10 protein-coding genes are annotated in these 13,181 nt (G+C 32.7%); 1 reads left to right on the top strand and 9 read right to left on the bottom strand.

Annotation, left to right across the window (positions count from 1 at the left end; all coding sequences use genetic code 11):
* Positions 1–14: 14 nt before the first annotated feature.
* Entirely contained in the window at positions 15–1,742 is a 1,728-nt protein-coding gene (locus EYW44_RS14505) for a SulP family inorganic anion transporter (protein WP_132724392.1), read from the bottom strand.
* On the bottom strand, positions 1,743–2,765 hold the full coding sequence (ruvB, locus tag EYW44_RS14500) for a Holliday junction branch migration DNA helicase RuvB (RefSeq protein ID WP_132724391.1): 1,023 nt from the start codon (positions 2,763–2,765) through the stop codon (positions 1,743–1,745).
* A 97-nt stretch (positions 2,766–2,862) separates the two neighbouring features.
* Here ruvB and EYW44_RS14495 point away from each other — a divergent pair, with 97 nt between their 5' ends.
* Positions 2,863–5,547, top strand: a complete 2,685-nt coding sequence (locus EYW44_RS14495) for a GEVED domain-containing protein (protein WP_132724390.1) — start codon at positions 2,863–2,865, stop codon at positions 5,545–5,547.
* 37 nt (positions 5,548–5,584) lie between these two features.
* Here EYW44_RS14495 and EYW44_RS14490 read toward each other — a convergent pair whose 3' ends face one another.
* The 7 genes from EYW44_RS14490 to nrfD all read right to left on the bottom strand — a co-directional run bounded on the left by EYW44_RS14490 (position 5,585) and on the right by nrfD (position 13,126).
* The gene (locus EYW44_RS14490; protein WP_132724389.1) at positions 5,585–5,941 is read right to left on the bottom strand and encodes a hypothetical protein; all 357 of its coding nucleotides are present in this window, start codon (positions 5,939–5,941) and stop codon (positions 5,585–5,587) included.
* An 86-nt stretch (positions 5,942–6,027) separates the two neighbouring features.
* Positions 6,028–7,806 (bottom strand): cytochrome c oxidase subunit I, encoded by a 1,779-nt coding sequence (locus tag EYW44_RS14485; protein ID WP_132724388.1) that lies wholly within the window; start codon positions 7,804–7,806, stop codon positions 6,028–6,030.
* Positions 7,807–7,842: 36 nt separating this feature from the next.
* Entirely contained in the window at positions 7,843–8,856 is a 1,014-nt protein-coding gene (locus tag EYW44_RS14480) for a cytochrome c oxidase subunit II (RefSeq protein ID WP_132724387.1), read from the bottom strand.
* A gap of 32 nt (positions 8,857–8,888) precedes the next feature.
* A complete protein-coding gene (locus EYW44_RS14475) occupies positions 8,889–10,592 on the bottom strand; it encodes a quinol:cytochrome C oxidoreductase (protein ID WP_243643671.1) in 1,704 nt (567 codons plus the stop codon).
* Between the two features lie 58 nt (positions 10,593–10,650).
* Entirely contained in the window at positions 10,651–11,199 is a 549-nt protein-coding gene (locus EYW44_RS14470; protein WP_207893802.1) for a c-type cytochrome, read from the bottom strand.
* A gap of 9 nt (positions 11,200–11,208) precedes the next feature.
* Positions 11,209–11,736, bottom strand: coding sequence for a DUF3341 domain-containing protein (locus EYW44_RS14465; protein WP_132724386.1), 528 nt, complete (start codon positions 11,734–11,736; stop codon positions 11,209–11,211).
* Positions 11,726–13,126 (bottom strand): NrfD/PsrC family molybdoenzyme membrane anchor subunit, encoded by a 1,401-nt coding sequence (nrfD, locus tag EYW44_RS14460; protein ID WP_132724385.1) that lies wholly within the window; start codon positions 13,124–13,126, stop codon positions 11,726–11,728. The genes EYW44_RS14465 and nrfD overlap by 11 nt, the downstream gene beginning before the upstream one ends.
* Positions 13,127–13,181: the final 55 nt, after the last annotated feature.

The raw sequence follows: 13,181 nt of genomic DNA, 5'->3' as shown, positions 1-13,181 counted from the left end.
ATCTTCTATTATTTTTAATTATACGCCTGATGTATGTATTGTGCGTATTTTTTTTGATTTTCGTTATCTCCTGTTTTAAAATATGTAACTGCGCCGTTTGCTTTCATAAAAAAATGATTAATATCAATAATTTCTAACAAACGTCCTCTAAATAAATCATCTCTAACAGGTCCTTTTACTCCTGCTAAATAAAATATAATTCCTTTTTTCTTATAAAAATCGATCTGCTGTTTTAGCATTTCAATTCCTGTACTATCAACTCTATTAATACTTTCAGCATCTAATACGATCAATTTTAATTCTTCACCTTTCTCTTCAACCATTAATTCTAATTGCTCTCTAAAATAACTTGCATTCGCATAAAAAAGTTGAGCATCAAATCGAAATACTAATACTTCTTTGTCTAATTCTACCTCTTTAAATCTATTTTTATTTCTATAAAAATCTGAATTCGGCACTTTTCCTAATTCAGTTACATGAGGTCTTGACGTTCTAAATATTAGTACTATTAAAGACAAACTCACTCCTATTAGAATGCCATACTCTATACCAAAAACTAATGTTGATATAAAAGTTGCTATTAAAAGCCAAAAATCTAAAATATTTGCTTTCCATAAAAACACCGCTTCTTTTACATTTACTAACCTAAATACTGCTACTACTATAATTGCAGCTAAAACTGTTTTTGGTAAAAAGTAAAAAACAGGTGTTAAATACAGTAATGTTATAACCACCATTATTGAAGACAATAAAGCTGAAACTCCTGTCTTTGCTCCTGCCTCGGCATTTATTGCTGAACGTGAAAAACTAGAAGTTGATGGATATGATTTAAAAAAAGATCCAACAATATTACTCAATCCCAAAGCAATTAATTCTTGATTTGGATCTATTCTATATTCATCTTGTTCTGCCTCTAATGATTTTCCTATTGAAATAGTTTCTAAATACCCAACCATTACCAATGTGAAAGCTATGGTCATTAATTCTTTAATAGAACCTATATCAAACTCAGGAATAGAAAACGATGGTAAACCTGAGGGAACATCTTCTACAATTGCTACGTCAAAAAATAAAGTTTCAAAGAAATACATTATCAATATACCCAATACAACTACAATTAATGCATTCGGTATTTTTTTATTTATTTTCCTGAATAATAAAATCAACAAACAAGTAACCAAACCTATTGCAGATGTATTCATGTTTATTTCTAAAAACCTGAAATACATATCTTCTAATAAAACTTGAATTTGATCACTTTGTATAAAGTCTACACCAAAAAGATTTCTAAACTGATTTAAACCTATTGTTAAAGCTACTGCTGAAGTAAATCCTGTGATTACAGGTTTGGATAAAAAATTAACAATAAAACCGAGTCTGAATATCCCCATTAACAATTGAATAGCCCCTACTAAAAACGCTAAAAATATCGCTATTGCTATATAACTTTCAGATCCTGCCAATGCTATTGTAGATACACCTGCTGCTACAATTAATGAATCCATTGCCACCGGACCAATAGCAACCTGTCGAGAAGACCCAAAAATGGCATATACAATTTGGGGAATTAATGCTGAATACAGCCCGTAAATTGGTGGTAAACCTGCAATCAATGCATAAGCAATACCTTGAGGTATTAATACAGTAGCTACGGTAATACCAGCTACTATATCTCCTTTTAACTGACTTTTTTTATAATTTGGTAACCAGTCTAAAAGCGGTATGATCTTCTTTAGTTTCACTTAAAATAATTCTCCTTGACTTGTTCCTTTTATCTTTCCTAAGTGTTTATATGCTAAATCTGTTACTTCTCTACCTCTTGGGGTACGCATTATAAATCCTTGTTGAATTAAAAAAGGCTCATAAACTTCCTCTATTGTTTCTGCATTCTCAGCTACTGCTGTTGCCAACGTTGTAATACCTACTGGTCCTCCTTTAAACTTATCAATAATTGTTATTAATATTTTATTATCCATTTCATCTAAACCATGTGCATCAACATTTAAGGCTTTTAATGAGTATTTTACTATTTCAATATTTATGGTACCATCACCTTTTATCTGTGCAAAGTCTCTTACTCTTCTCAATAAGGCATTTGCAATACGTGGTGTTCCTCTACTTCTACCAGCTATTTCAATTGCTGCTTCCATAGATATAGGAACTCCTAAAATACTTGCACTTCTTTGTACAATAGTGGTAAGTAATTCTGTTGAATAGTAATGTAACCTACTACTAATTCCAAAACGAGCTCTCATAGGAGCTGTTAAAAGCCCTGATCTAGTAGTAGCTCCTACTAAGGTAAAAGGTTCTAAATTAATCTGAACTGTTCTTGCATTTGGTCCAGATTCAATCATAATATCTATTTTATAATCCTCCATTGCAGAATATAAATATTCTTCAACAATAGGACTTAAACGATGGATCTCATCTATAAAAAGAACATCTCTTTCATCTAAATTTGTTAGTAAACCTGCTAAATCTCCAGGTTTATCTAAAACTGGTCCAGAAGTTATCTTAATTCCTACTCCCAACTCATTTGCTAAAATATTTGCTAATGTAGTTTTTCCCAATCCCGGTGGTCCATGGAACAAAGTATGGTCTAGAGCTTCATCTCTCTGATTAGCAGCTTCAACAAAAATCCTTAGATTTTCTATTGCCTGATCTTGACCTGTAAAATCGTCAAATGATAGAGGACGTAGTTTTTTCTCTACATCCATTTCTTCTCTTGAGTAGTTTGTATTTTCTGGATTCAAATGTTCATTCATACACGAACAAATATAAAATAATTTAGCGCTTAAATTATATTCTTAAAAGCCAAATCATTAATTTGTATATTCGCAAGTAAATTATATAAATATTCATATGAAACTAATTATCAGAAACTTGTTATTATTTTTGATTTTAGCTGTAAGTTTTAAAGCTTTTTCACAAGATAATAACACAACCGGAAGCAAAAAATCTGCATGGAATGGAAAGATGAAATATCAATTTGTACCTAGTATTAGTGAACAAATTAAAAAAGGAACATTTGTTCCTGCTAGAACTGATGAAAGTAGCAGATATGGAAAAGATAAAAGATTCAATGGAAACAAAGTTGTTCCTGGTAAAGGTATGCCTAAAGGACTTGATCCTTTATTAAGTCAACAAGCTAGAGCTCCTAAAAGAAAAATCAAATCTACTAGTTTAACTTTCGAAACTACTAGAAATGCAGGGACTCCTTCAGATCCAACAGGTGCTGTAGGTAGAAATTTTTACATTGCTTCATGGAACACAGCTTTTAGAATTTTTAACAAGGATGGTTCTCCTGCGATGGATGCAGCTGGGTTGGAGACATTATTTCCTGGTGTTTCAATAGGTGACCCTATTGTTTTATATGATTCTGATGCAGACAGATATATTGTTACAGAATTTGAGAATGATCCTAATGGATTTCATGTAGCGATTTCTGAAACTAATGATCCTATAAATGGGGGGTGGCATGTATATAGTGCTGATGGATTTCAAACCGGTACATTTCCTGATTATACTAAATTTTCTATTTGGTCTGATGGATACTATGTAACCGCTAACATACCTGCTACTGATACTGCTGGTAATACTAGAAATGGACAAGTATGGGCTTTAGAGCGTGATAAAATGTTAATTGGAGATACTACTGCTGGTATTCAAGCTTTTGAATTAACAGGTATTAGAACTAATGGATTTTATAGTCCACAGGCATTTAATGTAACAGATGGTAATTTACCAGCTGCTGGTAATGCTACAATTGTTTATATGCAAGATGATGCTTGGGCTAATGTTGATGATGATCATTTAAAATTATGGACAATTAATGTAAATTGGACAACTCCAGCTAACTCTACTATATCTGCTCCAGTTGAAATCCCTACTGCTGATTTTACTGGTGTATTTGATGGTGGAAGTTTTTCAAATTTACCACAACCATCTGGTCCAGATATCGATGCTATGCAAGCTACTGTTATGAATCAAGCTCAGTTTAGAAAATTTCCTACTCACAATTCTGTAGTTTTTAATTTTGTTGTAAATACTGATAGTACAGATAAATTAGCTGGTATTCGTTGGTATGAATTAAGACAAACTGCTGATGGACAACCTTGGACAATCTACCAAGAAGGTACCTACACAGCTTTAGAAGGAAGACATGCTTTTGGTGCTAGTATGGCTATGGACGGGGAAGGTAATATTGGAATGGGATATTCTTCTGTGAGTAAAGATCAAAGTATTTCAATTAGGTATACAGGAAGATTTAAAGAAGATCCTTTAAATACGATGACTGCTTTAGAAGAATTAATTGTTTTAAGTACAAGTGATAACCCTGATGAAAGATATGCTGATTATTCTCACCTTACTGTTGACCCCTCAAACGACAAAGATTTTTGGTTTGTTACAGAATACTTTAATAGTGGCGTTAGAAGTAATATGGTTGGAGTTTTTCAAATTTCCAAGCCTTTAACAAATGATATTGGAGTTTTAAGTATAGAATCTCCTTCTACAGGAGATTTAGGAAATAACGAATCTATTACAATAAAAGTTACTAATTATGGAACCAATACCCAAACTAACTTTCCGTTAAATTATTCAGTTGACGGTAATATTATTACTGAAATGTATACTGGATCAATTCCATCAAGAGAGACTATCGAATATACTTTTAGTACTTCAGCAGATTTATCCATTGGAGGAAGAGAATATAGTATTGAAGCTTTCACTGGACTTACAAATGACGAAAATAATTCTAATGATAGAAAAATTAAAAAAGTTTCAAAAACTTACTGTAAGCCAAATTCTGGAGGCTGTGCTCAAGACGGGATTAAAAAATTTATTTTAGGTTCAATTAACACTGGAACAGGAGCTACAGGTTGTAATACAACTGGTAGTGAACCAGGCTACGCTGATAGAACTAATTTAAATACTGACTTAGAAAGATCAACAGGTAATAATTCATATACTTTACAAGCTCAACATAATAGAGTTACCGGGGGTAATTCTAATAGTTTATCAATGTGGATAGACTTCAACGATAATGGAACTTTTGAAAATAGTGAACAGCTAATAAAGGGAGTTGCATTTACTAGTGCTTTATCTTTAAATGATTTTGATTTTGATATTCCTACTTCTGCTCAATTAGGAAGTCATGTGTTAAGAGTGAAAGCGATGAATACAACTTCTACTGGTGATGTAAACGATCCTTGTTCAGATTATGGATTGGGAGAAGTACAGGATTATAAAGTTAATATTACTGACGCAACATTAAGTACTGATGATTTTGATGTAGAAAATTCTGAAATTGAAGTTCAATCGTTACCTAATAAGCAATATGTATTTGAATTAACAACTCAACATCAAGATTTACTTTCTTTCAGAGTTTATGATATGCTTGGAAAATTAGTAGTATTTAATAACATTTCTAAAGAAGGTAATAAATATAGTTACTCTCTTGATATGTCTTATGCTAGTCCTGGTTTATATATCGTAAAAATGGGAGGTAAATCAAACTTTAAAAGTGTAAAATTACTAGTTAAATAAACTTACTAGTTTTTATAAAAAAAGAAAAGAGATGAAATTATTCATCTCTTTTTTTTATTGCTGTAATATTCACAGGTCTTGCTTTTTCACATCTATTCATCATTCTCAAAGAGCTATATTTAACCCAAATACTAGATTCTTCTGATGAAACTTCAAACTTCGTATCTTTTAAATTAATTGGATCTAATAATTCTCCTGATTTTTCTACTTTAATTAAGCTTTCGCAGCCTGAAGTATTCTTTGTACCACTAAGTAGTATCGCTTTCGAATATCCTTCTTCTATAAGCTCTTTAGTTACGTTATCGTTTGTGTTGGATTTGCTATTTTCAACAAACTTCTTATTACTATTACAACTCATACAAAAAATAAGTGCTAAGGGTATAATACGTTTCATAAGTTTAATACAGTGTTTATAGCTAAAATACAAAAAAACCTTTCCAATAATGGAAAGGTTTTTTCTAATTTATATATTTCTACTTTTTAAGAAGGTTCCTCACCGTCTTTTAAAGGTACTGTCTGTAATACAAAATCTTGACCATGAACATAGTTTCCATTCTCATCTGTTTTACTATAATCATAAGCCCAACGGTGAACCTCTGGAATTTTACCTGGCCAGTTACCATGAATGTGCTCTACAGGTGTAGTCCACTCTAAAGTGTTAGATTTCCATGGGTTTTGCGTCGCTTTTTGACCTCTATACATTGAGATAAAGAAATTAGCTAAGAATATTAACTGAGCAACTCCTCCTAATATCGCCATATAAGTCATAAAAACATTAATATCTGCTAAATCATCAAACATTGGGAAGTTTGAATTTGTATAATAACGACGTGGTAAACCAGCTAAACCAATAAAGTGCATTGGGAAAAATACTCCGTAAGCAGCAATAATTGTTAACCAGAAGTGCCAGTACCCCATTACCTTATTCATCATTCTTCCGTACATCTTAGGGAACCAGTGGTAAACTCCTGCAAACATTCCGAATAATGCAGATACCCCCATCACTAAGTGGAAGTGAGCAACTACGAAATATGTATCATGAATATTAATATCTAATGCAGAATCTCCTAATACTAATCCTGTTAATCCTCCACTTACAAATGTAGATACTAAACCTATCGAAAATAACATTGCTGGATTTAACTGTAAATTACCTTTCCATAAAGTTGTAATATAGTTAAATGCCTTTACTGCTGATGGTATTGCAATTAATACTGTTGTAAAAGTAAATACAGATCCTAAAAATGGATTCATTCCTGAAATAAACATATGGTGCCCCCATACAATTGTTGATAAAAAAGCAATTCCTATAATAGAACCAATCATTGCACGATAACCAAAAATTGGTTTACGAGCATTTGTTGATATTACTTCTGAAGATATACCTAATGCTGGTAATAAAATAATATATACCTCAGGGTGTCCTAAGAACCAAAATAAATGTTCAAATAAAACTGGAGATCCTCCTTGGTAATGTAATACTTCACCTGAGATAAAAATATCTGATAGATAAAACGATGTTCCAAAACTTCTATCAAAAATTAATAATAAAGCAGCAGATAATAATACAGGGAATGAAATTACACCAATGATTGCTGTAATAAAGAAAGCCCACATAGTTAATGGCAATCTTGTCATCTTCATCCCTTTTACACGCAAATTTAATACTGTTACAATATAATTTAATGAACCTATTAATGATGATGCAATGAATATTGCCATAGATACTAACCATAACGTCATACCTGCACCAGAACCTGGTATTGCTTTTGGTAATGCTGATAAAGGCGGGTAAATTGTCCAACCTGCTGATGCTGGACCTGCTTCAACAAATAATGAAGCTACCATTACTACCGACGATAAAAAGAATAACCAGTAAGATACCATATTCATAAAACCTGATGCCATATCTCTAGCTCCAATTTGTAATGGAATTAATAAATTAGAGAATGTACCACTTAAACCTGCTGTTAATACAAAGAATACCATTATAGTACCATGTATTGTAACAAGTGCTAAATACGTATCAGGATTCATTATTCCATCTGTTTGTTGATGGTCTCCTAAAAATGCCTGAATAATTGAAAAAGATTTTTCCGGCCATGCTATCTGTAAACGGAATAACATTGACATGAATACACCAATAATTCCCATAAACATTCCTGTAATCAAGAATTGTTTAGAAATCATTTTATGATCCGTACTGAAAATGTACTTCGTTACAAATGTTTCTTTATGATGGTGATGTTCTGCTGACATAATTTATATGTTCTTTATAAATAGTTTATTTAAATCTTACTTAATAACCTGAGCTAATGTTTTTTGCTCTCCTAACCACTTTTTGTATTCAGCTTCTTCTACAACAGTAATTTTCATTTGCATGTTGTAATGAGAAGCCCCACAAATTTTATTACATAATAACAAATAATCAAATACATAAGGATCCTCTCCTTTAGCTTGTCTTATTTTGTTAATTCCTTTAGCCTTTGCTATTACTTCCTCATTGTTACGCATCTCTTCAGTTGTATACTTTGGAGTGAAAGCAAATTGTGTAACCATACCAGGAACACAGTTCATCTGAGCTCTAAAGTGAGGCATGTAAGCTGAGTGTAATACATCTTGTGAACGAAATTTGAATAATACTTTTTTACCTTTAGGTAAGTACAATTCAGTTACTTGCTTGTCATCTTGAGCTTTAGGGTCAGACATATCAACTCCCATTGTATTTAATTTATTTAAATCAATGAAATTTACATTTCCTAAACCTAACTCATTATCTTGACCAGCATATCTTGCATCCCATCTAAACTGTTGAGAATACACTTCAATAACAATAGGATTCTCATCATCACCAACGCTCATTACATTGTTCCATTGCCATAAACCATAACCAATTAATAAAACTATAGTTACTGCTGGAATAACAGTCCAAATCAATTCTAACTTGTGACTATCAGCGAAGAATAATGCCTTTTGATCTTTCTTCCCTCTATACTTGTGAGTGAAATAAAAGATTAAAAATTGCATTGCAAACTGTACAATTCCTATTAATATAAACGTGATGTTGAATAACCTATCATCATGTTCTCCTTCGATAGAAGCACTTTCAGGTAACATAATAACATTCATTGCTAAAAGGCAATAAATCATCATTGCGTACAAGAAAGCCATAAAACCAAGAGCTATCTTTCCTTGTTTATTATTATCGTTATCATTTGCAATTACATCACGTAAATTCATTACGCGCGTTAATTGCCAAAAACTTACTCCTACTGCTACTGCAATGAAAATATAAAATAAAGCTAGCATTGTTATAAACTTATTTTTTTAATTTCTTAATATTAATGATGATCGTTGTCTTCTCCTCTATGCTCAATGATGTAATAGTGATGTGTTTCACTCTCATGTAAGAAAGGATTTCCTTTTGGTAATGGATTTGCTTTTGCGAATGCATTAAATGTTGCAAAAATAAACACTCCTAAGAAAAGTAAGAAACCACTTATTTCACCTAAACCGAACCCCCATTGTCCTCCAACAGTACCTGGCATAATCATTACAAATAAATCAACATAGTGACCTACTAAGATAAACACACCTGCGATACAGATAATCCAAGGAATTGTTTTGAAATCGCTATTTATTAATAATAATACAGGGAAAAGAAAGTTCATAACTACCATTCCTATGAAAGGTACTTTGTACTCATTAAATCTCTGTAAGAAATATGTTGTTTCCTCTGGCATATCTGCATACCATATTAACATGAACTGAGCAAACCATAAATACGTCCAGAATACAGAGAAACCAAACATGAATTTTACTAAATCATGAATATGACTATCGTTAACAAATGGTAATTGACCTTTAGCTCTTAAATAAAGTGTAACTAAACAAATAACTGTTAAAGCACATACTAAGAAAGTAGCTAATACATACCATCCAAATAATGTTGAGAACCAGTGAGGATCAATTCCCATAATCCAATCCCAAGACATCATACTTTCAGTGATCATGAATAAGAAAATAAAACCAACTGAAATATTATAAATATTCTTGTGTAACTTTAAGTCACCATTATCTTGTTGAAGAGACTTCTTCCTAATGATAAAACGGAAAACATTCCAAATAGTTAAATAAATGATACTTCTTATAGTCCATCCTGGTAAATTCATCCACCATTTTTTTCCATCTACTATAGGATCATAATTCTCATGTTGAGGATCAAAAACACCCTCTGCCATCCATGGGAATAAATGAGCTTTGTGCATTGCAGTTAAAATAATGAAGATTAACATTGCAACACTTACATAATGTAAGTTAGCGGTGATAGCCTCCATAACTCTAAATAATACAATAGACCAACCTGCCTGAGCAACTCTTTGTGCTGCATAAAAAGCAAACACTAATAAAGTAACTCCTAAGAAGAATAATAATGAAACATATAATGCTGACCAAGGTCTATTTTGCATTTGGTGGAATACATGCTCTGCATGATGATCATCATGATGCCCTCCAGCATTATGGTCTGCATCATCAGTCTTGTGTGCTAAATGAGCTTTTTCAGTAACATGACCGTTTAAACTATCGGTTAAACGAGTGTCTTCTGCATGGTTAGCAGCTTCGTGATCATTGTACTCTTTAACAGTTTCGTTTGCATGCTCTCCAGCCATGTGTTTTGCATGATCTACAACTGTTTCTTTAGCATGGGTACTATCTTTAACATGTTCAGCATGCTCTTCTTTCGTTTCATTTACGATTGGTTCACCTCCGTGTTTATCGTGATCAGCCACAGTTTCTTTAGCGTGATCTCCTGCCATATGTTCAATATGCTCAGAAACCTTTTCCTCTGAATGACTGTCTGCTTTTTTATGATCTGTTTTGTGAGTTCCTTCAGCTTCATGAGTATCATGACTTCCATGAGCTTCGCCATGACCATGATGAGAAGCCGCTTGTGCAGCCATAATTTCCTTAGCTTCCTCAAGAGATTGAGGTGCACTCATAAAACTTATAACTGTACCTATGAATCCTACAACAATAAGACCCAAAGCGAACATTTTTAATTTTCCTGAAAACTGGTACATATCTTAACTATCTATTAAAGACTTATTTTTTTAAATCGTTTCTTAATTTTTCTACATACTGTACAACTTGCCAACGCTCTTTGTAAGTAAGTTGTGATGAATGAGATCCCATCATGTTTTTACCATACATTAAAACATGGTAAATACTACCTTCTGTAATATCTCTATCCTTATAATTTGGTATTCCTAAGAACTTTTCTCTTTTAGATAAAATACCGTTTCCGTCTCCTTTAGTTCCGTGGCAAACTGCACAGTAAATACCATACATCTTTTTACCGTTTTCTAAATTCTTATCAGTTGCAGTTAAAGGATTCTTTAACTCAGTTTTAGCCTTTTCGTATCCTGCATTTGAATCAGGTATATCGTAAGCTACTACTCCTTTTCTGCTTACAGTTCCAGCAACTGGTAATCTATTTACTGGAATCTCTCCTGCTGAATTAGCTCCATTTGCATCATAAGGTACAGAAACATACATATCATTCATGTACTGTACTTGTGGTTGACGTTTATTGTTACAAGAAACAAACATTGTAACCGTAAGTGAAGCAATAATTATTTTTATACTCTTCATATCTTCTTATTAATGCTTATCAACTATTTTAATTTCTACTGCTCCTGTTTCTTCTAATAAAGTTTTTAACTCTTCTTCATTATCATGTACAGGAATCTCCATTAAGAAATGATCATCAGTAGTTCTTGGATCTGGATTTTCTGCTTCTTTAAATGGCCATATTTTACTACGCATGTAAAAAGTAATAACCATTAAGTGCGCTGCAAAAAATACAGTTAATTCAAATAAAATTGGCACAAAAGCTGGCATATTTTCTGCCCAAGAGAAACTTGGCTTACCACCAATATCCTGTGGCCAGTCTGCAATCATTGTATACCATGTTAACCATACTGCAATTGAAGTACCTGTGATACCGTATAAAAATGCTGTAATAGCTAAACGAGTAGGAGCTAAACCTAAAGCCTTATCTAATCCGTGAACTGGAAAAGGTGTAAAAACTTCTTCGATATGATGATGTGCTCCTCTTACTTTCTTAACAGCATCCATTAAGATATCATCATCATTGTATAATGCGTGAATTACTTTATTAGTGCTCATTGTTCTCCTCTCTTAATTTTTTATAATGCTCTCCTGAAGATTTTAAAATAGTTTTAACCTCTGCTGTAGGAATTACAGGGAATGTTCTTGCATATAACAAGAATAAAACACCAAAGAATCCTATTGTACCAATAAAGATACCTACATCAACAAAAGTAGGCTCAAAACGCCACCAAGTAGATGGTAATTGACCTTTACTTAATACAATTGCAATAATATCAAAACGCTCAAACCACATACCAATATTAATGGCAATAGATACCAAGAAAGAAACAATAAAGCTTCTTCTAAACTTCTTAATCCATAAAATTTGAGGAATGATAATATTAAAAATCATTAATGACCAGAATGCCCATCCATATGCTCCTGCTTCTGCTCCAAATGATAAGTATGTGTAATTTTCATATGGAGAACCAGTATACCAAGCAATAAAGAATTCTGTTGCATAAGCTACAGCTACAATACCTCCAGTTAAAATAATTACGATATTCATATACTCAACATGTAATCGAGTAATATATGCTTCTAAGTTAGTTACCTTACGCATTACACCTAATAAGGTTTGTACCATTGCGAATCCTGAGAAGATTGCTCCTGCTACGAAGTAAGGTGGAAAAATTGTCGAGTGCCATCCTGGATTTACCGAAGTAGCAAAGTCAAAAGATACAATCGTGTGTACCGATAATACTAATGGAGTTGCTAAACCAGCTAATACTAAAGATACTTCTTCAAAACGTTGCCAGTCTTTAGCTCTACCAGACCATCCGAAAGATAATAATGCATAAATCTTCTTTTGGAAGGGCTTAACTGCTCTATCACGGATAGTTGCAAAATCAGGTAATAAACCAGTCCACCAGAATACTAATGATACCGATAAATACGTAGAAATCGCGAATACATCCCATAAAAGTGGCGAGTTAAAGTTAACCCATAATGATCCGAATTGGTTAGGAATTGGTAATACCCAGTATCCATTCCAAGGACGTCCCATGTGTATAATTGGGAATAAACCTGCTTGGAATACTGCGAAAATTGTCATTGCTTCTGCAGAACGGTTAATCGCCATTCTCCATTTTTGACGGAATAATAATAATACTGCTGAGATTAATGTTCCGGCGTGACCGATACCTACCCACCATACAAAGTTGGTAATATCCCATGCCCAACCGATGTTTTTACTTAATCCCCAAACACCAATACCAGTTCCTACTGTGTAGAATATACATCCAAATCCCCAAAGCATTCCTGCTAAAGAGATATAAAATGCGATATACCAATTCTTATTGGCCTTACCTTCTATTGGTCTTGCAATATCTTCTGTAATATCATGGTAACTTTTCTCACCAAGTATTAAAGGTTCTCTATAAGATGATTCGTAATGAGACGACATTTATTATATAGTTTATTTTTATTTTATATGTTTGCCAGTTTTAACTGGCAAACTT

This window comes from Tenacibaculum sp. M341 (genome assembly GCF_004337695.1).
Taxonomy (GTDB): domain Bacteria; phylum Bacteroidota; class Bacteroidia; order Flavobacteriales; family Flavobacteriaceae; genus Polaribacter.
Note: the sequence above shows the minus strand (reverse complement) of the source record. Positions and strands in the feature narration are given on the sequence as shown.

Excerpts from the sequence above, each read along its gene's own strand:
- ruvB (WP_132724391.1), bottom strand. The coding sequence starts at position 2,765 with ATGAATGAACATTTGAATCCAGAAAATACAAACTACTCAAGAGAAGAA.
- EYW44_RS14495 (WP_132724390.1), top strand. The coding sequence starts at position 2,863 with ATGAAACTAATTATCAGAAACTTGTTATTATTTTTGATTTTAGCTGTA.
- EYW44_RS14490 (WP_132724389.1), bottom strand. The coding sequence starts at position 5,941 with ATGAAACGTATTATACCCTTAGCACTTATTTTTTGTATGAGTTGTAAT.
- EYW44_RS14485 (WP_132724388.1), bottom strand. The coding sequence starts at position 7,806 with ATGTCAGCAGAACATCACCATCATAAAGAAACATTTGTAACGAAGTAC.
- EYW44_RS14480 (WP_132724387.1), bottom strand. The coding sequence starts at position 8,856 with ATGCTAGCTTTATTTTATATTTTCATTGCAGTAGCAGTAGGAGTAAGT.
- EYW44_RS14470 (WP_207893802.1), bottom strand. The coding sequence starts at position 11,199 with ATGAAGAGTATAAAAATAATTATTGCTTCACTTACGGTTACAATGTTT.
- EYW44_RS14465 (WP_132724386.1), bottom strand. The coding sequence starts at position 11,736 with ATGAGCACTAATAAAGTAATTCACGCATTATACAATGATGATGATATC.
- nrfD (WP_132724385.1), bottom strand. The coding sequence starts at position 13,126 with ATGTCGTCTCATTACGAATCATCTTATAGAGAACCTTTAATACTTGGT.